At 56.3% G+C, this 20552-nt stretch carries 22 protein-coding genes and 1 riboswitch; of the genes, 12 read left to right on the forward strand and 10 right to left on the reverse strand.

The genetic code is table 11. From position 1 onward, the window contains the following. Nucleotides 1-121: 121 nt before the first annotated feature. From OEU85_RS10620 to OEU85_RS10640, 5 genes are all read right to left on the reverse strand, one after another. Nucleotides 122-952 carry a flagellin gene (locus tag OEU85_RS10620; protein WP_262691453.1) on the reverse strand — a complete coding sequence of 277 codons (831 nt, stop codon included), beginning with the start codon at nt 950-952 and terminating at the stop codon, nt 122-124. Between the two features lie 258 nt (nt 953-1210). Next, a complete protein-coding gene (locus tag OEU85_RS10625; protein WP_262691454.1) occupies nt 1211-1531 on the reverse strand; it encodes a hypothetical protein in 321 nt (106 codons plus the stop codon). Further along, complete coding sequence (locus OEU85_RS10630) at nt 1528-2004, reverse strand: hypothetical protein (RefSeq protein WP_262691455.1); 477 nt, start codon at nt 2002-2004, stop codon at nt 1528-1530. The genes OEU85_RS10625 and OEU85_RS10630 overlap by 4 nt, the downstream gene beginning before the upstream one ends. A 1-nt stretch (nt 2005) precedes the next feature. Beyond that, nucleotides 2006-2344 carry a rod-binding protein gene (locus tag OEU85_RS10635; RefSeq protein WP_262691456.1) on the reverse strand — a complete coding sequence of 113 codons (339 nt, stop codon included), beginning with the start codon at nt 2342-2344 and terminating at the stop codon, nt 2006-2008. After that, nucleotides 2344-3471, reverse strand: coding sequence for a flagellar basal body P-ring protein FlgI (locus OEU85_RS10640; RefSeq protein WP_262691458.1), 1128 nt, complete (start codon nt 3469-3471; stop codon nt 2344-2346). The genes OEU85_RS10635 and OEU85_RS10640 overlap by 1 nt, the downstream gene beginning before the upstream one ends. A 212-nt stretch (nt 3472-3683) precedes the next feature. On the opposite strand from OEU85_RS10640, the gene OEU85_RS10645 reads away from it, so the two are divergent. From OEU85_RS10645 to metE, 3 genes are all read left to right on the forward strand, one after another. Further along, the gene (locus OEU85_RS10645) at nt 3684-4103 is read left to right on the forward strand and encodes a flagellar assembly protein FliX (protein WP_262691459.1); all 420 of its coding nucleotides are present in this window, start codon (nt 3684-3686) and stop codon (nt 4101-4103) included. A gap of 160 nt (nt 4104-4263) precedes the next feature. Continuing rightward, nucleotides 4264-4701 carry an RNA polymerase-binding protein DksA gene (gene dksA, locus OEU85_RS10650; protein ID WP_262691460.1) on the forward strand — a complete coding sequence of 146 codons (438 nt, stop codon included), beginning with the start codon at nt 4264-4266 and terminating at the stop codon, nt 4699-4701. A gap of 91 nt (nt 4702-4792) precedes the next feature. After that, nucleotides 4793-4997, forward strand: a riboswitch (cobalamin riboswitch). Between the two features lie 197 nt (nt 4998-5194). Next, nucleotides 5195-7465, forward strand: a complete 2271-nt coding sequence (gene metE, locus OEU85_RS10655) for a 5-methyltetrahydropteroyltriglutamate--homocysteine S-methyltransferase (protein ID WP_262691461.1) — start codon at nt 5195-5197, stop codon at nt 7463-7465. A gap of 114 nt (nt 7466-7579) precedes the next feature. On the opposite strand, the gene flgH is transcribed toward metE, so the two are convergent. Genes flgH through OEU85_RS10675 form a run of 4 tightly spaced genes read right to left on the reverse strand, consistent with a single transcriptional unit; the run spans nt 7580 to nt 10937 of the window. Beyond that, nucleotides 7580-8362, reverse strand: a complete 783-nt coding sequence (gene flgH / locus OEU85_RS10660) for a flagellar basal body L-ring protein FlgH (protein ID WP_262691462.1) — start codon at nt 8360-8362, stop codon at nt 7580-7582. An 11-nt stretch (nt 8363-8373) separates the two neighbouring features. Further along, nucleotides 8374-9342 carry a flagellar basal body P-ring formation chaperone FlgA gene (gene flgA / locus OEU85_RS10665; protein ID WP_262691463.1) on the reverse strand — a complete coding sequence of 323 codons (969 nt, stop codon included), beginning with the start codon at nt 9340-9342 and terminating at the stop codon, nt 8374-8376. A 9-nt stretch (nt 9343-9351) separates the two neighbouring features. Next, complete coding sequence (gene flgG, locus OEU85_RS10670; protein ID WP_262691464.1) at nt 9352-10137, reverse strand: flagellar basal-body rod protein FlgG; 786 nt, start codon at nt 10135-10137, stop codon at nt 9352-9354. 53 nt (nt 10138-10190) lie between these two features. After that, nucleotides 10191-10937, reverse strand: a complete 747-nt coding sequence (locus OEU85_RS10675; RefSeq protein ID WP_262691465.1) for a flagellar hook-basal body complex protein — start codon at nt 10935-10937, stop codon at nt 10191-10193. Nucleotides 10938-11267: 330 nt separating this feature from the next. Here OEU85_RS10675 and OEU85_RS10680 point away from each other — a divergent pair, with 330 nt between their 5' ends. The 8 genes from OEU85_RS10680 to OEU85_RS10715 all read left to right on the forward strand — a co-directional run bounded on the left by OEU85_RS10680 (nt 11268) and on the right by OEU85_RS10715 (nt 19381). Next, nucleotides 11268-11834: a flagellar basal body-associated FliL family protein gene (locus tag OEU85_RS10680; protein ID WP_262691466.1), complete on the forward strand. Its 567-nt coding sequence runs from the start codon at nt 11268-11270 to the stop codon at nt 11832-11834. Between the two features lie 27 nt (nt 11835-11861). After that, complete coding sequence (fliM, locus tag OEU85_RS10685; RefSeq protein ID WP_262691467.1) at nt 11862-13001, forward strand: flagellar motor switch protein FliM; 1140 nt, start codon at nt 11862-11864, stop codon at nt 12999-13001. Between the two features lie 9 nt (nt 13002-13010). Further along, a complete protein-coding gene (locus tag OEU85_RS10690) occupies nt 13011-13433 on the forward strand; it encodes a DUF6468 domain-containing protein (protein ID WP_262691468.1) in 423 nt (140 codons plus the stop codon). 53 nt (nt 13434-13486) lie between these two features. Continuing rightward, nucleotides 13487-14161: a MotE family protein gene (locus OEU85_RS10695; RefSeq protein WP_262691469.1), complete on the forward strand. Its 675-nt coding sequence runs from the start codon at nt 13487-13489 to the stop codon at nt 14159-14161. An 84-nt stretch (nt 14162-14245) separates the two neighbouring features. Beyond that, nucleotides 14246-14893 (forward strand): protein phosphatase CheZ, encoded by a 648-nt coding sequence (locus OEU85_RS10700; RefSeq protein WP_262691471.1) that lies wholly within the window; start codon nt 14246-14248, stop codon nt 14891-14893. A 33-nt stretch (nt 14894-14926) separates the two neighbouring features. Then, nucleotides 14927-15607, forward strand: a complete 681-nt coding sequence (locus OEU85_RS10705) for a hypothetical protein (RefSeq protein ID WP_262691472.1) — start codon at nt 14927-14929, stop codon at nt 15605-15607. Further along, the gene (locus OEU85_RS10710) at nt 15607-16332 is read left to right on the forward strand and encodes an OmpA/MotB family protein (protein WP_262691473.1); all 726 of its coding nucleotides are present in this window, start codon (nt 15607-15609) and stop codon (nt 16330-16332) included. Before OEU85_RS10705 ends, OEU85_RS10710 begins: the two co-directional genes overlap by 1 nt. Next, the gene (locus OEU85_RS10715) at nt 16319-19381 is read left to right on the forward strand and encodes a tetratricopeptide repeat protein (protein WP_262691474.1); all 3063 of its coding nucleotides are present in this window, start codon (nt 16319-16321) and stop codon (nt 19379-19381) included. Before OEU85_RS10710 ends, OEU85_RS10715 begins: the two co-directional genes overlap by 14 nt. A 13-nt stretch (nt 19382-19394) precedes the next feature. Here OEU85_RS10715 and OEU85_RS10720 read toward each other — a convergent pair whose 3' ends face one another. Then, nucleotides 19395-20054 carry a cyclase family protein gene (locus OEU85_RS10720; RefSeq protein ID WP_262691475.1) on the reverse strand — a complete coding sequence of 220 codons (660 nt, stop codon included), beginning with the start codon at nt 20052-20054 and terminating at the stop codon, nt 19395-19397. A gap of 178 nt (nt 20055-20232) precedes the next feature. Between OEU85_RS10720 and OEU85_RS10725 the strand changes: the two genes are divergently transcribed. Further along, nucleotides 20233-20511 carry a BufA1 family periplasmic bufferin-type metallophore gene (locus OEU85_RS10725; protein WP_262691476.1) on the forward strand — a complete coding sequence of 93 codons (279 nt, stop codon included), beginning with the start codon at nt 20233-20235 and terminating at the stop codon, nt 20509-20511. Nucleotides 20512-20552 lie beyond the last annotated feature (41 nt).

Below are 20552 nucleotides of genomic sequence, written 5' to 3' on the forward strand. Positions count from 1 at the left end.
AAACACAATTGATGACGTGGCTGATAACATGGCGCTGGCGCTGGCGCTGGCCGGGGCTGCTTGTGCACCCCCGGTTTGCGCTAGGCGGAAAATGTCATGAAGCGTTGCCATCAGGCTGCCTTTAACCCTGGAAGAGGGAAAGGATGGACTGTGGCGACTGGTTGGCGATCGAAAGCGCCTGCACACCGAGCTGCTGTTTCACTTGCAGCGCCTGCAGGTTTGCACTTTCCTTGGCCATGTCGGCATCAACAAGGTTACCGATACCTACCTCGATCACGTCGGCCAGTTTGCCGGCGAACGAACGGTTCTGCTCAAGTGCTGTCGAGCCGGAACCAAGCCGGGTCAGGGCGGCGTTCAGGTTGGTGATCGCGGTTGTAATGTCGGTCACAGCAGCCGAGGCGGTGGACTGGGTCGAAATTGCCTGGGTTGTGGTGATCGGAATATTGGCACTGCTGAGTGTCAGTGTCTGGTGGCTTACGGTCAGCGTTTGTGTCGCGTCGGCGTTTGTAATGGCCACAATCGCATCGGAACCGCTGTCGATCAGGTTTGTGCCGTTGAACGTTGCGTTTTCAACGATGGTGGTGATCTGGTCGCGAAGCGCTGTGAAATCCTGGCTCAGCGCACTACGGCTGATGGTGTCGAGGCCCTGGTCAGCAGCGGCGACGGCTTTCTCTTTCATTTCCAGCAGTAGATCAGAGATCGCGCCAGCGGCGGCGAGCGCCACGTCAACAGTGGAAATACCACGATCGAGCGACTGCTTCACAGCGTTGAGGCCTTTAAGGTCACCGCGCAACTTTTGCGCGATGGAGAAGACAGCAGCATTATCCTTGGCAGAGGAGATTTTCAGGCCCGTGTTGATGTGGGTCTGAGTCGTTTCAAGCTGCTTGCTTGTGTTGTTCAGATTCCGAAGTGCATCAAGTGCACTGGCATTCACATTAATTGAAAAGGTCATTTAACCTCTCCTTCTCATGACATTTTTTCCCGGCCGTCCATCGGCTTGCATACCTCAATGCAATAGGTGTGCCAAAAAATTATATGTATAACGTATTGAAATATAATGATTATTTTTAAATACGGAAGGGTGTAGCATTGCAGGGGGTAAAATTAGCCAAGGCAATCAGGGGCTTAAAGCGAAGGCGGCAGCAACATCTGCCGAGCGGCGTGGTATGTGGATCAGCGATAATGACAGATGAGGGGGCAGGCCAGGGGGCTAGCGCTTGCGCGGTGCCGGGGTGACGGCGTGGCCGCCGTTGCCGGGTTTGTCTTTTTTCTTCGGCTCGGAACGCTTTTGGGTTGTGCCTTGGGCACAGGCAGCCGAGGCATTCAGGTCTGGGATGAAAACCGATGGGCGCACCGTTGATACAAGCTGCGTGTTCATCTGCCCCGTAATGGTTTCGGCGCGCTGGAAGCTCAGAAGCTCGGCCTGAAAGCGCCCGCTGCCGGAGAAGTCCGGCAGGCGGGCTGCGTTCATGTTTGGTTGTTTGAGTAACGCCAGAAGGGCAGCCTGGGGTATGGGGGCAATGCCGCTCATATCACTTGGTTGAGGCTGAGCGATGTTGGCCGTGCGCGAGCCGCCGTCTGTGCGGCATTTTTGCCGTAACCAACCACGGAGCGGTTGCGCTTGGATACTTCTTCCCCGACGCTGCGGATCAGGCCTTCTGAAACAGATTTGAGCCGCAAGACCACACGCGCGTGATCGCGCAGCATTTCACGGAAGGCATCTGTCAGTTTCTTTAGATAGGTGCGTTCTTCAGAACCCTTGGGGCCAAGTGTATTTTCATTCACGCGCACTTTGTTCAGGGTTTCACGGTATTCAGCCATCAGGCGGCTTTTTTCGCCGTGCAGCTTTTGCGCTTCACGGGGCTGGCGCGCGCGCAGATAATCGGTTTCCCTGCCAATCAGTTCGGTCAGCGCAATGGTCAACCGCGCCAGGTGAGCGCCGTGGCCCGTGATGGGCGGGGCTTCTTTTGTCGCAGGGATTTGGGGAAGCGGATCTAGTGGCATATCAGACCTCCTGCATTTTCAACAGTTCACGATAAACATTGTCAGCGATGCCGATCCCGCCTTTGCTGGCGATGGATTTACTGGCTTCCTCGACCATCATGGAGCGGTAAACACCCTCGGCCGGGCCGCCACCCATCAGACTGTCGGTCTCGATCGTCTCGAACATCGGGTTGAGCATCTGCGCGATAAAGATGGCTTCAAACTGCTCGGCCGCGTCGCGGGCTTTCGCTTTCTGGGCGTCGCTCAGGTTGCTGCCAACCTTGCCGATGCCTTCGCGCGCCGCGGCGAGTTGGGCCTCGATGGCGTTTGTCTGCGCTGTATTGATCATCTGCGGCTGCATCACATCACCTGAATTTCGGCTTGCATCGCGCCAGAGGCTTTGATGGCTTGCAAAATGGAGATCATGTCGCGCGGGCCGACGCCAAGGGCATTCAGGCCGTCAACGAGATCCTGCAGGGTGACGGAAGGTGGCAGGACGGTCAGTTTTTCCGTGCCGGATTCTTCCACATTCACCGTGCTGCGCGGCACAACCTGTGTCTGGCCGCCCTGGGCAAAGGCACCGGGTTGTGAAACCTGTGGCTGCTCGGAGATGCTGATGGTCAGGTTGCCTTGCGCGATGGCGACCGAATTGATGCGAACCTCTGAACCCATCACGATAATGCCGGTGCGCTCGTCAATAATAACGCGAGCTTTCTGGTCAGGCGTGACGGTTAGCTGTTCGATATTGGTCAGGATATCTACCAGAGCGAGTTCATAACCGATCGGACGGTCCAGTTGGATCGTTGCCGGGTCCAGAAGGCGCGCCATGTTGGTGTTGAGGGATTCGTTGATGGTTTTGGTAATGCGCTGTGCCGTTGTCAGGTCGGGGTTGTGCAGTGACAGCTTTACCGATGTCAGGTCCGACAGTTCAAACGGGATCTCACGCTCGACGATGCCGCCGTTGGCGATGCGGCCGTTTGTCGGCACGCCCTGAACGATGGACGCCGCGTCACCCGACGCGCTGAAGCCCGCCACAGCCACGGCTCCTTGCGCCACGGCATAAACCTCGCCGTCCGCACCCAGGAGCGGCGTTGCGATAAGGGTACCGCCCTTGAGGTCCTCGGCGTCACCCATGGAGCTGACGTTCACGTCAATGCGGTTACCCTGACGTGAGAAAGAGGGCAGGGTGGCTGTTACCATCACCGCTGCAACGTTCTCGGGGCGCATGCTCTCGCCCTTGGCGTTGACACCAAGGCGTTCCAGCATCGAGGTCAGGCTTTGTTCAGTGTAGGGCGTGTTACGCAGCGTATCACCGGTGCCGTTCAGGCCGACAACCAGGCCGTAACCTATGAGCTGGTTTTCGCGGATGCCCTCCACAGACACAATATCCTTGATGCGTGAAGAGCCGGCAGCCTCGCTTGGGGCGGCAAGCCCGAAAGAGAGGAGAGCGGCGGTGATCAGCTTCAGAACTCGCGAATTTTTCAACATGCTTCGGCACCCTTGGTTAAACTGGCCCGGCCATATTTGCCGGACGTGGTATCTCATGCCAATTATATGCGAAGAACGTGCCAAAAAATAATGTCGGTTAATTATTTGAAAAGTAAGGTTTTTTTAAAGCAGGTGAGATATACATGGATAAATTTACCGGATCGGTGTAGCAAGGCTTGCTCATACCGCTTGCAAGGAATAAATTGATAGTCATGAAGATTACCGGCCCCGGGCAAGTACAATCCAAGACGATTAAAAAGACGTCTCGCAAAAAGGCGGGCGATGGCGTTGCCTTTGGCGGCGCGCTTGAAAGTTCAAGTCCTGCCCAAGCGGCTTCACGGCCCGCTTCGACAAGCCCGCTTGCCCCGGTCAATGCCCTTTTGTCACTTCAGGAAGTACCGGACTCGACCCAGAGCCGGTCCAAGGGCCTCAAACGCGCTGAAGAGATGCTGGATATCCTGGAAGAAGTCCGCAAGGGCCTGCTGTTGGGCTCGATCCCGATCGCGAACCTGAGGGGCCTTGCTGAGTTGGCAAGGAATCAGCGTGGCAAGACGGAAGATGGCAAACTGAACGATATCCTTGCTGACATCGAACTTCGGGCCGAAGTTGAGCTCGCCAAACTTGGCGTTTGATTCCAAAGACTTGAACAGTTTTTCTTTGTTGCTGTAATCCGCAGTTTCATTGCCTTTTTATTACGTCTTGTACTGCCGGGCGGAAATCATTATATAACGGCGCGGGTCTTCGGGGGAAATTAGGCGAAGACTGGCAAAGTGTATTTGTTAGGGAGTGACAATGACGGAAACCATGACAGCGACAGCAACCGTTTTGCCCGAAGGGTACCAGCCGTCGCCAGACGAAGAATTTATGAATGATCTCCAGCTGGAATATTTCCGGCGCAAGCTTGAAGGCTGGAAAAAGGACATTCAACGCGAGTCCGCGGAAACGCTTCAAAACCTGCAGCAAGACAACCTGCGTGAGCCTGATATCGCCGACCGCGCGTCATCGGAGACGGATTGGTCTGTGGAACTCAGGACCCGTGACCGCCAGCGCAAGCTGGTCTCCAAGATTGATGCGGCGCTGCGCCGGATCGAGAATGGCGAATACGGGTATTGCGAAGTGACTGGTGAGCCGATCAGCCTTCGCCGCCTTGATGCGCGGCCAATCGCAACCATGACGATCGAAGCACAGGAAGCGCATGAGCGTGCGGAAAAAGTCCACCGCGACGACTAGGCTTGATTTACAAGGCAGCATTTCAAGGGAGCTTCGGCTCCCTTTTTTATTGGCTAAATATATCTTTCTTGAAAACATAAAGACTTCTTTATATGTTTTTTCTGCCGTTGGTTTCCGCAGGGAAATAACAGGGAATTCGGTGCCGGATTACAACGTTCAGTGATCCCAGTCCGAAGCTGCCCCCGCAACTGTCGGCGGAGCAGGGTGTTCAATTATGCCACTGGCGCGTGTTGCGCTGGGAAGGCGGCCACCCCTTGTCCGCAAGCCAGGAGACCTACCAGCGGATTATTTTTAATCTTGATCCGGCCGGGGATTGTCGGAGGGGATGGACCAATGATGCTGCCGATGCCCATGCGCCACTAGGGCGCCGTTCATGAAATGATGGTATGAAACCTGCGCGTGATAGCTGCCAGGCGCCCATGACGTGCGTCTGCGGCCGAGATTGCGTGCCGGTCGGCACATATTGTCCGTCGTGAGACGAGGACTGAAGACCATGACACACTCTGCAAATCTGGGGTTCCCGCGCATTGGTGCGGACCGAGAGCTCAAGCGCGTGCTTGAGGCTTACTGGGCAGGCAAAATAGACCAGGCAGGCCTTGCGGCCACCGGCAGGGAACTGCGCGCCACACACTGGTACCGTCAGCAGCAAGCGGGGCTTGATATCATTCCGAGCGGGGATTTTTCGTTTTACGACCAGATGCTGGATATGATCATGACGCTGGGCGCGACGCCAACGCGGTACCGGCACGCGGAGCTGGCATCACCACTTGATACCTATTTTGCCATGGCGCGGGGTACCGGGGAACTGCCCGCGATGGAGATGACCAAATGGTTTGACACCAACTATCACTACATCGTGCCCGAATTGTCGCCAGACCTCGCCCTGGACGGGGAAGATAGACGCCTGATCAGCCAATATGCCGAGGCCAAGGCGCTGGGTATTGACACCCGCCCGGTTATCATTGGCCCGGTCACATTCCTGCGGCTTGCCAAAGTCAAGGCGGGAGACAAGGTGGCCCTTGACTATCTTGATGACTTTCTGCCGGTGTATGCGGAAATTCTTTCCGCCCTCGGGGTCGCGGGCGCTGACTGGGTTCAGGTTGACGAACCAGTCCTGTGCCTTGACCTTGAGCCGGAGTGGCTGAGTGCCGTTGTGCGGGCATATGGTTATCTTGCCCCCACTGCGCCCAAGCTGATGCTGGCGACCTATTTTGGCAGCGCGGCAGACAAATTCTCACGGCTGTTGCCGCTGCCTGTCGCGGGCCTGCATGTTGACCTTGTGCGCGCCCCCGAACAGCTTGACCATCTTCTGCCGCATTGGCCGGACGACAAGGTACTGTCCCTGGGACTTGTCGATGGACGGAACGTCTGGCGCAACGACTTGAGCGCCTCCCTTGCGTTGGCGCAAAATGCAGCAACCAGCGTCGGGCGGGATCGCCTGCAGGTGGCGCCCAGCTGTTCGCTTCTTCATGTGCCGGTTGACCTTGAGGGGGAGACGGCGCTGGACGTGGAAGTCGCGTCATGGCTTGCATTTGCTGTCCAGAAACTGGACGAACTTGTGGTGCTTGCGGGTGCCCTGAATGAAGGGCGGGAAGCCTTTGCCCCGGCCTTTCACGACAGTGACGACGCCGCCGCTGAACGCCGCATTTCACCCCGGGTGCATAATCCTGCCGTGGCCAGCCGCATTGCAGCCGCAGGGCAACTGCCCGCACGTCCCGCACGCGATGTGCGCGCCTTCAAACAGCAGGAACGCCTGAAGCTGGTGTCTTTCCCGACGACGACAATCGGGTCGTTTCCGCAGACGGACGCGGTCAGGCAGGCTCGGGCCACCTTCCGCAAAGGGGCGCTGAGCGCTGCTCAATATGATGAATTCCTCAAAAGCGAGACCGAAAAGGCCATTCGCTTTCAGGAAGCGGCGGGACTTGACGTGCTGGTGCATGGCGAGTTCGAGCGCAATGACATGGTGGAATATTTTGGCGAGCTGCTGGACGGTTTCCTGTTTACTAAAAAGGCGTGGGTCCAGTCCTATGGCTCCCGCTGTGTCAAGCCCCCCATCATCTTTGGTGACGTGGCTCGCCCGGAACCGATGACGGTAAAATGGTCGTCTTTTGCGCAGTCCCTGACCGACAAGCCGGTGAAGGGCATGCTGACCGGGCCTGTAACAATTTTGCAGTGGTCGTTTGCCCGCGATGACCAACCGCGGTCTGTTACCTGCCGGCAGATAGCCTGTGCCATCTACGACGAGGTCCGCGATCTTGAAGCCGCAGGGATTGCTATCGTACAGATTGATGAGCCCGCACTCAGGGAAGGCTTACCGCTCAGGCGGTCTGACTGGCAGGGCTATCTTGAGTGGGCTGTTGACTGCTTCCGGTTTTCTGCCAGTGCGGCGTCAGCCACGACCCAGATCCACACCCATATGTGCTACGCGGAGTTCGAAGACATCCTGCCGTCTATCGCGGCGCTTGATGCGGATGTCATATCGATCGAGGCATCGCGGTCGGACATGAGTCTTTTGCATGTTTTCAGGGACTTCCACTATGCCAATGAAATTGGGCTGGGCGTCTACGATATTCACTCGCCGCGCTGTCCGACAGTATCTGAACTGCGCGAAAAAATTGCCAGTGCCACATCGGTGCTGGAGCCTGGGCAAATATGGGTGAACCCCGACTGTGGCCTGAAGACCCGGCGCTGGGAAGAAGTGAAGCCAGCACTTGAGAATATGGTAAGTGCGGCAAAATCGCTGCGAATCGAATCGATTCGTTAGGATTCCTAATTGGCAAAAAAAGAGGCCGGGACAGGTGCCCGGCCTTTGTCAGTTGGCTTTATTTCGGTAAGTAACTTACTAGTCTCTCTCCATAGTCCTCCTTGGTTGATGTCATTAGAATGGGAAGATGATGTCATACAGCTGGGTCCCATAACGAGGCTGTTGCACATCTGTAATCTGTCCCTTGCCGCCGTATGAAATACGGGCTTCGGCAATCTGTGTGTGGGAAATCGTATTGCCGCTGGAGATATCCTCCGGCCGTACGATCCCGGCGAGCAGGAGCTCACGTTTCTCAAAATTCACACGTACTTCCTGGCGGCCCTGGATCACAAGATTGCCGTTTGGCAGCACCTCGGTCACGATGGCGGCAACCGTCATATTGATCGCTTCAGAGCGGTCGACAGAGCCTGCACCGGCATAGGACGAACCGGAATCAGCACCAATAAGCGTGCTGGACTCTACATTGGGGCGAGTGTCCTCCCCCTCTGCAGGAGCAGCACCGTGCAGGAGGCCGCGAATGCCTTGTTCATAACCTAGGAAGTTCGGCAGACCGGCACTTTCCGCCGTGGTGCGTGACCGTGCGGTCGAGTTGCCGATCTGGGCGCTGTCTGAAATGGCGATGTTGACCGTCAGGATGTCGCCGATATTGCTGGCGCGCTGATCCTTGAAGAAAGCACGGGCGCCTGTCCGCCACAGCGAGTTCGGCTGGTATTTGTCCGGTGTGTTGCTGGGCATGGGCAGGCTGATCGACCGTTGGGCTACCGGGGCCTTGATGTCCTTGATCGGGGTCAGGTCCGGCTCCTTGCCGATGTTGCTGATCCGGTCCGCGGCACCGCACGCAGCAAGCGATGTCAGCGCGGCAAGGAGGAATGTCTTCTGTGCAAATTGTTTCAACATGGTTGCCTCCTTTACATCGCGGCAAGCGTTAAGCTGTTGCTGGTGACGGCGACCTGGCCGGGGCTGATCACCCTCGCGTCAACTGTTTGTTTGGATTTTGTGTTCATCACGCGGATCATGTCGCCGTTTCCGCCGGCTTCGAGCGCACGGCCCGACGCGCTAAGCGACAACGACCCAACCTGAAGCACCATGGTGACCACGCTACCTTTCTCGACCACGACGGGCGGCGCCACATCGCTGGTGAAGAGGGCGCGGCCTGGCTGCAGGGTCCGCTTTACCGTCTGGCCCAACAGCTCGTTGCTGGACAAAATCACGCGAGAGTTGATCTGGCGCACCGGCATTTTGGTCCACTCGATATCACCCTGGCTGATAACCTCACCAGGGGTGAGCATACGTGCAAGTGTTGGTACCATGCGGACTTCCTGCACACGGCCTGAGATGGTCAGGCGTTGCGGCTGGTTGGTTCCGGTCGGCAGCAATGCAGTGGCGGTAAACCGGTCTTGACGGCTGTTCAGCTCAAAGTTTTCCAGTTCTATGTCGTTTACGGTTGCGTCGGCAGGCAGGTAAAGTCCGCTGCGGCGGCCATAGACCTGAATTTCCACCGTGCCAGTGAGGCCCTGCGCCTGTGCTTCTCTGAGGGCGATATCACCAAGGTCGTCAAGCGTGAAGGCGTTGCCTTCGCGATAAACACTTACCCGCTTGAGATAGGTTGGTCGCTCCCAATCGATGTTATATTGCTCGGCGATACGCTCAAGCTCATATGAACTGAGTTGTTTGCTGTCACCGGGCGCAGGGGCTTCGAGCACGATGGTTTCGGCGTCGGCACCAAGGTCGGTAAACAGGTCGCCAAGCTTGATAACTGGGTCGATCACAGAAAGTTGCTCGCGCAGGTCTGCGGCAATTGCTGCCGGGGTGGTTGCCCCGGCCAGCAGGGCAGCAATCAGGATGTGCCTATATGTTTTACCTGTGGTCTGCATCATGCCCTCCTATTAGCGCAGGTTATTAGCGGCTTGGAGCATCTCATCCGAGGTCTGGATAACTTTGGAATTGAGCTCATAAGCCCGCTGCGCGGAGATCATGGATGTGATTTCACCCACCGCGTTTACGTTGGATTGCTCAAGGTACCCTTGCACAATCTTGCCAAAACCGGGCAGGCCCGCCTGACTGACGTTCGGGGCACCCGAAGCCTGGCTTTCGAGGTACAAGTTCCCGCCCACGGCCTCAAGCCCCACTTCGTTCGGGAAGGTCACGAGGTCAAAGGTACCGATCACAGCCGGGTTGGTCTGGCCGTCCTGCTTGACGGCAACCTCGCCCTGTTCGTTGATCGACACGTCAATGGCATCCTGCGGGATGTTGATGACCGGCTGAACCGGATACCCTTCAGGGGTCACGAGGCGGCCGTCCTGGTCAACCTGGAATGAACCGGCGCGGGTGTACGCAGACTGACCATCTGGCAACTGGATGTGGAAAAAACCACGTCCGTTGATGGCGACATCATATTCGTTGCCGGTGTTCGAGAGGCTACCCTGGTCCGTGATGCGGTAAACACCAGCGGCACGGACACCCACACCCACCTGAATCCCACTCGGGACCGTGGTGCCAGCGTCGGACGAGTTGGCCCCTACGCGTTCGATATTCTGATAAAGAAGGTCCTGGAACTCCGCCCGTTGGCGTTTAAAGCCAGTTGTGTTCATGTTGGCGATGTTGTTCGAGATAACCTCGATATTGAGTTGCTGTGCGAGCATGCCGGTCGCTGCGGTGCTAAGTGCTTTCATCGTCTGATCCTTTCCTCAGTTACCCTTCAGGAATTACCTTTAGGGACGGCCGGTTATTGCACGCGGGCAAGCCGGTCGAGGGAGTCCTTGCGCATATCTTCGTAGCCGGATGAGTTTTTGGAGGCGCGCTCATAGGCCCGCATCACATCAATCATTTCGACCATGGATTCGATGGCGTTCACATTCGAGCCCTCAAAAGCTTTGGGGCGGAGCGAAACGTCCGTCATGTTCTCGGGTGGCTCAGGCGCCTGACCGGTCTCGTAAAGCGAGGAACCACGGCGTTTCATGTCTTGCTCATTGGCAAATGAAACGAGGCCAAGTTTGCCCTTTTCTCCGTTATTGGTGGAGATGGTGCCGTCCGTTGCGATATGGATATCGACATCTTCTTCATCGAACTGGATGGTCTGCCCGTTGTTATCCAGCACTTTTTCGCCGGACAAGAGGGACAGTTCGCTATCCTTGTCGACCATCATGCGGCCGTTGCGGGTATATACCGTCTGCCCGTCACTTGCGGTAACGGTAAGGTATCCGCGACCTTTGATGAAGACATCAAGCGGATTATTGGATGAAATCATGTTGCCTGTGTCTGTATTACGGGTCACACCCGCATCCATGACATAAGCGATCTTGCCACCGGTGGTGGCTGCGGCACCCGGCGCATCCATAAGATGCTGGCGGAAAACCACGCGTTCTTTATTGAAAGCCGTTGTCGACATGTTTGCAATATTGTGTGCAACCACGTCCATGCGCCGCTTCAGTGCGCTTCTATGTGCCAACCCGACAAAAAGTGCGGTATCCATTGTTTTTCTCCTGCTTGTGCAGATGCTGCGTTTTCGCAGTTATGGTTTGCTCAGATAAAAGCATGAAGCGTGCCAGTTTTTTATCTGTTTAAAAACAATGAGTTGTGTTCCTCTTCTCGTGAAGGGGGAAGAATTACCGGGTGTTTTACCGTCCCTTTTTTGCCGACCTGGGTAAGATTAGCCTCATTTTGCGTGCGTGATTTCTTTACGCCGGTTTCACGGCTTGTTAACTATGTATAAATAAAGATAAAGTTGATGCCGTAATATAGTACGGCAGGTTGCGCGCAGGCAGCAGGCAACCATCAGGCAAAAAAGGATCGTGGAAGTTTCATGGCCGACAATATGGATGACACCCTCGGGGAAGCAGAGCTTGTCGAAGGGCTCGAACGTAAGAAGGTAAGCGGCAAAAAAGTCGTCATTGGTGTGGGCGCTCTCCTGATCGGGGCGGCAGCCATCTTTGGGGTGATGTCCTTTATGGGGGGCGGTGAAGACCACGCTGAAGAAGACCAGATGGAACAGATGGCGCAGGCGGCCGCCGCCAAGCGCGAACAGGTCCAGCTTGAGGAAGATGCGCCGACCGAAAAGCTCAAGACGCTGTTTTATGAAATTCCGGCGCAGCAATACAACCTGAATACGGGCGGGCAGGGGGCCAGCTTCCTGCGGGTACAAATCCAGCTTGAGGTGGACCGCGAAAGCTATAAATCGGATCTCGACGCCAAGCTGCCGCGTATTCTGGATGAGTTTAACGTCTATATGCGGGAGTTGAGGCCCGAGGACCTTGATGGTGCTGCAGGGATCTTCCGTCTTAAGGAAGAACTGTTGATGCGCATCAACCAGGCGGTGGCACCCACCCGCGTGAAGGACGTATTGTTCCAGGAATTTCTGGTTCAAGGTTAATCTGACTGCTCGAGCTCGTGAGAAAACATGGCAGACGAAGAAGAAATTGATGACGAAGCTGTAGCCGCGGAATGGGAAGCCATGGCCGGTGGTGGTGGTGACGATGATGACGACACCGACCAGGATGCGATGGCGGCCGAATGGGAAGCCATGGCGGGCGGTGAGGAAGAGGAAGACAACGGCGGACCTTCGCCGGGTCGTGTGCTCGACCAGGACGAGATTGACAGCCTGCTGGGTTTCGATGGTGACGGTGACGCGGGTGAGATGACAGGCATTCACGCGCTGATCAACAGCGCACTGGTGTCCTATGAACGCCTGCCCATGCTCGATATCATTTTCGACCGCATGGTGCGCATGATGTCCACGAGCCTCAGGAATTTTACGTCGGATAATATCGAGGTATCGCTCGACAATATCACCTCGGTGCGCTTCGGCGACTATTTGAACTCGATCCCGCTGCCAGCCATGCTGGCGGTCTTCCGCGCCGAGGAGTGGGACAACTACGGCCTGATGACGATCGACAGCAGTCTGATCTATTCGATCGTGGACGTGCTCTTGGGCGGCAGGCGAGGCACCGCCGCGATGCGGATTGAAGGCCGGCCCTATACGACCATTGAGCAGACGCTGGTGGAGCGGATGATCTCGGTCGTGCTGAAGGATATGTGTGGTGCGTTTGAGCCGTTGAGCCCGGTAAACTTCACCTTTGACCGGCTTGAGACAAACCCGCGTTTTGCGACTATTGCGCGGCCCCCCAACGCCGCGATCCTGATCAAGCTTCGGGTTGACATGGAAGACCGGGGTGGCCGTCTGGAGGTCTTGTTCCCGTATGCGACACTTGAGCCTGTGCGCGAATTGCTGCTGCAGCGCTTCATGGGCGAAAAATTCGGCCGTGACAGCATATGGGAAACCCACCTGGCGACCGAACTTTGGCGCGCCGACGTAGACCTGCATGCCATCATGGATGAAACGACCATGTCACTGCGGGACGTAATGAACCTGCAGGTTGGCCAGACCATCATGTTTAACAAGACACCCAATGACGAAGTTGTGTTAAAATGTGGTGATGTCCCAATGGTCAGCGGTGCTATTGGCCGGGCTGGTCAACATGTGGCGGTGCAGGTGCGGCAGACTGCCGAGCGGCTCTCGCACGGTGAAGACAATCAATAGGGCGATGTGATGGATCTGGTCTCGGAAATGATTGTGGATGGTATACTGGCGGTGCTGCTGGTGTCGGCGATCACTGTCTCGATCATTGTATACCGGCGGCTTGGCACCATTCGGCAAGGCCAGGCCCAGTTGAGGGAACTGGTGGATGATCTGAACCGAGCGGTCCAGAATGCCCAAAACAGTGTGGCCGGGCTTAAAAAATCCGCCGTCGAGATTGAGGAAGTGCTCCAGGTTCGTGTGCAAAAAGCTAGCGCGTTGGCCGATGAACTGGGCATGATCACTGAAGCTGGCAATAATCTTGCAGACAGAATTGAGCGTGGTTTGACCGGCGCGGGTAGCGGCGGTCGGGCAGAAGCTGCGGCACCCAAGGGCGAAAAAGCCAGCAGCAAACAACAACAGGAAATTCTCGCGGCGCTCAGAGAAGCCCGCTAGCGTGGATGGTGGGATAGAGGCGTGAAACGCAAAATGTGTAAAGGACGGTTGAAATGAGTGGCGCGGTCATGAGCAGGGTTCGCATCTTCCCAATGCTGATACTCGTGGCGTTTGTTGCGCTCGGTATCAGGGGGATCAACCTCTATACCGGCTTCAACCTGCTTGCGCAGCCCGCAAGCGCGCAGGAACAACAGGGTGGTGATACGTCTGGCGATACGGCCGCACCCGCACCCATGACGGATGCGGAAGCGCAGCGCAAGGCAAGTGCCGCGAAGGGACAGCCGCTTGTTGTGGGCTTGCCGAGCAATGAAGAAATGGAGCTGATTACCCAGCTTCGCGAACGGCGGCAGGAACTGGAGGCACGGGAGACAAAACTCGACCTTCAGGAGCAACTGCTGGCAAGCACCGAAAAGCGCATCAATGATAAAATCGCCCAGCTTCAAGTACTTGAGACGCGAATTAAAGAGCATTTACGTATTTTTGAGCAAGCGGAAGATGAGAAGCTTGCCAGCATCGTGAAGGTTTACGAAACGATGAAACCAAAAGACGCCGCACCGAGATTTGAAGCGCTCGCCTTGCAGACGCAGATTGATCTGGTGACCCGGATGAAGCCGTCCAAGGTTGCGGCGCTGATGGGTGAGATGACACCGTCTAAGGCGTCGGTGCTGACAACTGAGCTTGCAACGTTGGCGCAACCGCCGAGCGTTCAGGAACTGGATTCACAGTAATATCTATTATGGCGCTCATATCTATTATGAGGATCGGGCGTCAAACAATTTAAGAGTACCTTTGGGGGCAGAGGAGTAGCGGGAATGGTGAAGCAGGCAGCAACAGTGAGCCTGGAAGACAGAGCGGCAACACTGCGCCAGAGCAGGGGCGACAATGTTGCAATTGACGATATCACCCATGTAGTGGGCAGCCTCGTCAAGGGTACGACCCATGATGATGAAGTGGATAAAATCGCAACCGAACTGCGCGAACTTCTGGCTTATATCGGCGCGGCGAAGGGCGAACTTATAGGCATGCAGCCCAAGTCTTTGTCCAACCGCGATATTCCGGATGCCGGCGAACAGCTTGATGCGATCGTGCTATCGACCGAAGAAGCCGCGGAAACCATTATGGATGCTGCGGAAACCGTTGGGCAGCTCTCTGAGGAAACAGAGGGCGAGATGGCGGAGAAACTGGAGAAAGTTTCGACTGAGTTGTTTCAGGCGTCAAGCTTCCAGGACCTGACCGGGCAACGGATCACCAAAGTGATGCGGACCCTGGGTCATCTTGAGGAACGCTTGAATGCACTGGCTGACGCGATCGGCGACGATTACATCAAGCCGGAGGAAGACATTGAGCGAGATGACGAGGGTATTGCCGCAGACGATACTGACCTTCTTCACGGCCCGCAGCTGGAGGGCGAGGGCAACAGCCAGGATGAAATTGACGCAATTCTTGCCAGTTTTGACTAGGCCTTCAGGCAACCACCGGATTGATCGGGTATCATGTTTATAGAGCAGGAACGAACGAGGCGCCTTTTTGGCAGTGACAACACCCTTGGTTTGTTTGTCGCGCTGTATCTCATTCTGCTTGCTTTTTTTATAGTTCTGACCTCGGTGTCCCAGCACGCGGCTTCACGGGCGGCCGTCGCGATGGAAAGCGTGAACAGCACTTTTGAACCCCAGACGGATAACCGCCGCCGCAACATCGACCCCCGGGCAACGGCTGACCCGTCGAATGATGTTGCCCTGCAGGCGGTTCAGCGCGCCTTCTATGCCGAGTTTTCGATCGAAGGCCGTTTTGCCAATCACGGTGGCAATGTTTTTGAGGTCGAATTCCCGCAGGAATATCTTTTTATGCCGGGCTCGTTCAATGTGCGCCCGGACATGCATGGCTTTCTTGACCAGCTTCTGGCGGCGCAGAGCCAGGGATTCAGTAACAAGCGCCAGGAAATTGCCTTCATGTTTGGCAGCGGGGTCGGCGCGGTAGCCGCCGAAATGACCCGGTCGCAGGAAATCGCTGTCCGCCGTGCGGGAGCACTTGCGCGATATTTGAAAAACAAGGGAGTGCCGGACGGCGCTTTTATCACCGGTTTTGTCGGCATTGAGGAAGGCAAGATACTGGCTGTATTCCGCAACACGTCAGAGATCGGCGTTGTTTCCTCTTTGGGCGAGAGAGGGAACTGATGTTAGCGACTGCGAAAAAACGGCAGGAAGATGCTTCGGCTTCATGGATCCTTACCTTTGCGGATCTGCTGGCGCTTCTCTTGACTTTTTTTGTGCTGGTTTTCTCAATGAATTCAGTCCAGTTCGAAAGCTGGAAGTCGGTTGTCAGAACCATGTCGGAAGAATTTAATCCCAACCGGCCAATGGTTGAGGTGCAGCAGCACGATACGCCAGCGTCAATCATGACCCGTCGAATTCCAGGGCTAAACCTTTCGTATCTTGAAGCATTGCTGGAGCGTCAGCTTGCCCAGGTGGCGCTTCTCAAAGACGCGGAAGTGCGCCTTGTTGGCGACAAGGTGGTTATTTCCCTGCCAGCTAGCCTGATGTTTGAGCGTAAAAAGGCAATCCTTGCGCCGGATGCATCCCGGGCGCTACGGCAGCTCGCTGGCGCGCTTGTGCAAATCAGGAACAAATTGCAGATCGCGGGCTACACCGACGCGACACCGGTGACGACCGGCCTGTTCCGCTCGAACTGGGAACTATCGCTCACACGGGCGCGGGTGGTTGCAGGCATGCTGGCAGATGCAGGCTACCGCCAGCCCATTACCGTTTTGGGCTATGCTGATACGCGGCTTCAGGACCTGAGTGAACAGCTCAGCGCGCAAAGCCGCTATGAATGGGCTGAACGTATTGATATTGTACTTATGAATGAAAGACGTGGGCAAAGCACCTATGACATTTTCTAAATGGCAGAATAGTATAGGTGCAGCCGTGTTTGCCGCCGCCGTGGCCGCGGTACCTGCGGCTTACGCACAGGTGCAAAGTGGTCCACTGGTCTCGGTTCAGGGCGCGCAGCAGTCCAATGCGGCGCGCCTTGTGTTCCCCGTGCCGCGCGATACATCATACCGGGTGTTCGGTCAGGCAGGGGCCCTTCGTATTGTCTTTCAGGGTAATTTCCAATTTAATTTCAGCGCGATCCTGTCATCGCCGCTCAGGCAGGCCACCAACCCGAGGGTAAGCCAGCGGGGCGGGCAAACCATCGTTGTGATGGATATTCCGTCAGATGCGCGCACGCAAGACTTCTGGTCCGGCCAGTTTCTGGTGGTTGATGTCTATTCGTCCCGGGCCGCGCGCAACCAGACTGCGGCCAATATGGCGGAGCCTGTAGAACCGTCATCCACCGAACCGCAACCTGACAGCGCTGCTGACGCCTCCGGCGATGCCAGCCCGCCGGTTGATGACCTTGCTGCGTTGCCGGGCGAGCTTCAGCAAAATGAGCCAGCGTCAGCCGATAACCCGGCGGGCGTGGGGGACGAGACAGCACAACGGCCGACATCGGGTGCGAGCGGCGGCCCAGCTCAGAGTGCGGCCAATGCTGGCTCGGGGATCGACATCAGAGGCGTGACCGCCTTTACCCCCGAAGACAAAGTGATCAGCGTTTCCGTGTCCGAGGTCGATGCGGGCATCCAGCTCCGGTTTCCGTGGCAGGAACAAGTCGGCTCCGCAGTATTTGCCCGGGGCGGCTTCCTCTGGGTGGTGTTTGACCAGCCCTACAAGCTTGATCCCGGTGGATTGCGTGAGGCGGCGGACGTTGTGGACGACCGCATCAGTGCCCTTGAGGTGCATGAAAACAAGGATGCACTCGTGATGCGGCTTAACGTGGCACCGCAGCAGTTTTATGTGGTTGAACGGGACGGCCCGGAGTGGCTGGTCAGCCTGAAGGACACGCCGGCGAAGCCGCGTTTCCCGCTTGAGCCAACCCGTCAGGCGGAAGGTGTTCAGGGGCAGCAGGTTTTCGTTCCGGCAACCGATATTGGTCGTAAGATCGAGATCGAAGACCCTGCCATTGGCGATTTTCTGGTGGTGTTGCCGATGATCGGCGAGGGCCGGGGCATGGCGCAGGAATATAGCTATGCATCGTCGCAACTGCTGGAAACAGCGCAGGGTGTTGTGGTTATGCCCAAGTCTGATTTTGTGGAAGTCCAGCGTTTCAGTGACGGCATTGCCATTCGGACGACCGGGAATAACATTCTGTCGGCCACCAGGCTGTCGCGCGATACAGGTGTGGGGGCCAGGCCCCAAAATGGCAATTTCAAGCGCCTGATAGATTTTGAAGCATGGCGCATTGGCAAGCCATGGGAATACCGCAAGAATAAAGCGTTACTGTTTTACGAGCTGTCACTTCAACCCATGACCGACCGTAATGCGGCACGCTGGAAGCTGGCACGGTTTTACCTGGCTCATGCACGTGCGGCTGAATCACTGGGCGTTCTGTCCCGTATGCTGGACGAAGATCCGTTGCTGGCACAGAACAGCGAATATCTCGCGGTGCGCGGCGTAGCAAACTTCAAGCAGGGACGGCTTGAGGCTGCCAGCGTTGACTTGGCCCACAAAGGCCTTGGCGCCGAACAAGACGCGGAGCTTTGGCGCGGATTGGTGGCCGAAGCACTTGGCCAGTATGACGCGGCGCTTGAACATTACCGGCGCGGCAAAGACGTCATGGGCACCTATGACGATTATGACCGTGCTGAAATCCAGTTGGCTGTGGTGCGTTCGGCGCTTGAGTTGGACCAGATCGAACTCGCCATTCGTGAGCTGGACCTGTTGAATGGCCTGAACCTCAATGATGAACAACTGGCTGAATCTGTGTTCCAAAGCGCGCGCATCGCCGCGATGCAGGGCCAAATGGATGTCGCGTTGGCCCAATATGATGATCTGGCAGACGCCCCCTACCGCTGGATTGCTGCGCGGGCGCGTTATGCGCGGACCAGGCAGAACCTGAAAAATGGCGACCTGAGCGAAGAACAGGCAATTGACCAGTTGGAAAGACTGCGCTTTGCGTGGCGGGGGGCACGGTTCGAAGCCGAATTGCTGGATGATCTGGCTGATCTCTACTTCTCAACCAAACAATATGAACTTGGGCTTGAAGTGCTGCGGCAAGGGGTTTCCTATTTCCCTGACTTGGCGCGCGAGAAGCGGATGATCAACCGGTCGGCCGATGTTTTCCGGGAATTGTTCCTGAACGGCAAGGCAGACGAACTGACGCCCATCGAAGCCATCAGCCTTTATTACAAGTTCCGCGACCTTACACCGCTTGGCACCGAAGGAGACCTGATGATCAGGCGCCTTGCCGACCGGCTGGTTTCGGTTGACCTGTTGGACCGGGCAGCCGAGCTTCTGGAGTATCAGGTGCGGGTGCGTACGGAAGGCGCGGCGCGCGCGCTTATCGCGGCAAACCTCGCTAAGATATACATCCTGAACGAACAGCCGCAAAAGGCGCTGGAGATCATGCGGGCCACCCGCGAGCCAAGGTTGCCGCAGGACATTGAAAAAACCCGCCGTCACGTTGAGACCCGCGCCCTTATTGAACTGGCGCGCTATGAGGAAGCCGAAGTATTGCTTGAGGGCGACCGTAGCGCTGATGCGGATTATCTCCGGGCAGATATCTTCTGGGGCTCAAAGGCTTGGTCACGTTTTGTCAGCACCGCCCGTCAGTTGCTTGGTGACGGTTGGCGGCGCAATGAAGCATTGCAGCCGCTGGAAAGGCTTAACCTCATCCGGTTGACGATTGCGATGACTTTCATGGAGGATCGTGCGGGCCTGATTGAAATGCGCCGCCGTTATGGACCGCAGATGCGCTCAGGGGATTTTGCACAGGCATTTGATCTCCTGACCAATGATCAGGAGCTGTCCGGGCGGGAATTGGGGGCTATCGCCAGTCAGATCGCCAGCGTCGAGAAGCTGCAGTCCTTCATGCGGGATTACCGTAGCGATTTCTCCGGTTCAGGTCGCTGACCCTCGGTAGGTTTTACTCGATGATGGCATAAGCCCGTGTGGGGAAAGTGCCGACGCCCGAAAACTTGACAGGTGCCGCAAAAAAGCGAAAGCCCATGTCGGGCAGGGCGCTCAGGTTACACATATGTTCAACAATCGGGATCTCGACACCGAGCAGGGTGGTATGCACCGGCCGGGAGTTGCCGCGTGTGTCGTCTATGTTATGGCTGTTAATGCCCACAAGCGCGACCCCCTTTTTGTGCAGAAGGTCAGCGGCGGGGCCTGTCAGGAAGGGATGATAGTCGAAATAGTCGGGCGTGCCGAAAAAGCGGCTCCATCCGGTATCAAACAATACGGCTTTTCCTTTTAGATCACGGTCTTCAAAAGGTTTTTCGTCGATGGCATGCCAGCGGCCTGCATAGGGGACGCGAATAACAATTCCGGGCAATGCAGTGGTGGAAGCAAGTGTCAGCTCGGCCAGGTCCTTGCCATTTTCATAGCGGTGGAACGGGGAATCGATATAGGTGCCGCTGTTGCCGATCAGCGTGATCTCGTCGATCTGGAACGATGTCTTGTCCGCGTAGTGTTTTTTGCTCTCTTCACGAGAGAGATAATCGCACACATGAATAGCCGGCAGGCCTTTGTAGGTGGAGAGGCCGCTTTTCATGGTCTGGCTCAGGTCTATGATCTTCATCTTATTCACTTTTTTTCAGGGCGACCGGCACAAAAATATGCTCGCGGAAGTCTCACCAAGACGTGACATTGATATTATTTTCTATTTTGGACCCTCTGAGCAAATATGGTTGTGCAAGGGCGGTTACTCAAGAACCGCAATGAAGTTTGTATTTAAATCATGACAGGGGAATTGCATTATGAAGTTCAACCAATTCGCAAAAACGGCCGTCGCTACCACAAGCGCGGTTGCGTTCGCCGTGACCATGGCCGCAGGGGCGGTGTCAGCCGACGATAAAAAAGGCAAAAAGGAAAAATGCTATGGCGTGGTCGCCAAGGGCATGAATGACTGTGCTTCGTCAACACACAGCTGTGCGGGCCAGGCTCAGGAAGACAACCACCCTGAAGAATGGATGTATGTCCCTGCCGGTATGTGCGACCGCATTGCCGGTAGCGCCAAAGAACCGAAAAAAATGTAGTCTCGACAGCTGAGTGATCATTGGAGCAGTGTGGCAGAGGT

The sequence above is a fragment of the Kordiimonas aestuarii genome (assembly GCF_025574465.1).
GTDB classification, from domain to species: Bacteria; Pseudomonadota; Alphaproteobacteria; order Sphingomonadales; family Kordiimonadaceae; genus Kordiimonas; species Kordiimonas aestuarii.

What these genes read in the sequence shown, in the direction of transcription:
- OEU85_RS10620 (WP_262691453.1), bottom strand. Translation starts at nt 952, where the DNA reads ATGACCTTTTCAATTAATGTGAATGCCAGTGCACTTGATGCACTTCGG.
- OEU85_RS10625 (WP_262691454.1), bottom strand. Translation starts at nt 1,531, where the DNA reads ATGAGCGGCATTGCCCCCATACCCCAGGCTGCCCTTCTGGCGTTACTC.
- OEU85_RS10630 (WP_262691455.1), bottom strand. Translation starts at nt 2,004, where the DNA reads ATGCCACTAGATCCGCTTCCCCAAATCCCTGCGACAAAAGAAGCCCCG.
- OEU85_RS10635 (WP_262691456.1), bottom strand. Translation starts at nt 2,344, where the DNA reads ATGCAGCCGCAGATGATCAATACAGCGCAGACAAACGCCATCGAGGCC.
- OEU85_RS10640 (WP_262691458.1), bottom strand. Translation starts at nt 3,471, where the DNA reads ATGTTGAAAAATTCGCGAGTTCTGAAGCTGATCACCGCCGCTCTCCTC.
- OEU85_RS10645 (WP_262691459.1), top strand. Translation starts at nt 3,684, where the DNA reads ATGAAGATTACCGGCCCCGGGCAAGTACAATCCAAGACGATTAAAAAG.
- dksA (WP_262691460.1), top strand. Translation starts at nt 4,264, where the DNA reads ATGACGGAAACCATGACAGCGACAGCAACCGTTTTGCCCGAAGGGTAC.
- metE (WP_262691461.1), top strand. Translation starts at nt 5,195, where the DNA reads ATGACACACTCTGCAAATCTGGGGTTCCCGCGCATTGGTGCGGACCGA.
- flgH (WP_262691462.1), bottom strand. Translation starts at nt 8,362, where the DNA reads ATGTTGAAACAATTTGCACAGAAGACATTCCTCCTTGCCGCGCTGACA.
- flgA (WP_262691463.1), bottom strand. Translation starts at nt 9,342, where the DNA reads ATGATGCAGACCACAGGTAAAACATATAGGCACATCCTGATTGCTGCC.
- flgG (WP_262691464.1), bottom strand. Translation starts at nt 10,137, where the DNA reads ATGAAAGCACTTAGCACCGCAGCGACCGGCATGCTCGCACAGCAACTC.
- OEU85_RS10675 (WP_262691465.1), bottom strand. Translation starts at nt 10,937, where the DNA reads ATGGATACCGCACTTTTTGTCGGGTTGGCACATAGAAGCGCACTGAAG.
- OEU85_RS10680 (WP_262691466.1), top strand. Translation starts at nt 11,268, where the DNA reads ATGGCCGACAATATGGATGACACCCTCGGGGAAGCAGAGCTTGTCGAA.
- fliM (WP_262691467.1), top strand. Translation starts at nt 11,862, where the DNA reads ATGGCAGACGAAGAAGAAATTGATGACGAAGCTGTAGCCGCGGAATGG.
- OEU85_RS10690 (WP_262691468.1), top strand. Translation starts at nt 13,011, where the DNA reads ATGGATCTGGTCTCGGAAATGATTGTGGATGGTATACTGGCGGTGCTG.
- OEU85_RS10695 (WP_262691469.1), top strand. Translation starts at nt 13,487, where the DNA reads ATGAGTGGCGCGGTCATGAGCAGGGTTCGCATCTTCCCAATGCTGATA.
- OEU85_RS10700 (WP_262691471.1), top strand. Translation starts at nt 14,246, where the DNA reads ATGGTGAAGCAGGCAGCAACAGTGAGCCTGGAAGACAGAGCGGCAACA.
- OEU85_RS10705 (WP_262691472.1), top strand. Translation starts at nt 14,927, where the DNA reads ATGTTTATAGAGCAGGAACGAACGAGGCGCCTTTTTGGCAGTGACAAC.
- OEU85_RS10710 (WP_262691473.1), top strand. Translation starts at nt 15,607, where the DNA reads ATGTTAGCGACTGCGAAAAAACGGCAGGAAGATGCTTCGGCTTCATGG.
- OEU85_RS10715 (WP_262691474.1), top strand. Translation starts at nt 16,319, where the DNA reads ATGACATTTTCTAAATGGCAGAATAGTATAGGTGCAGCCGTGTTTGCC.
- OEU85_RS10720 (WP_262691475.1), bottom strand. Translation starts at nt 20,054, where the DNA reads ATGAAGATCATAGACCTGAGCCAGACCATGAAAAGCGGCCTCTCCACC.
- OEU85_RS10725 (WP_262691476.1), top strand. Translation starts at nt 20,233, where the DNA reads ATGAAGTTCAACCAATTCGCAAAAACGGCCGTCGCTACCACAAGCGCG.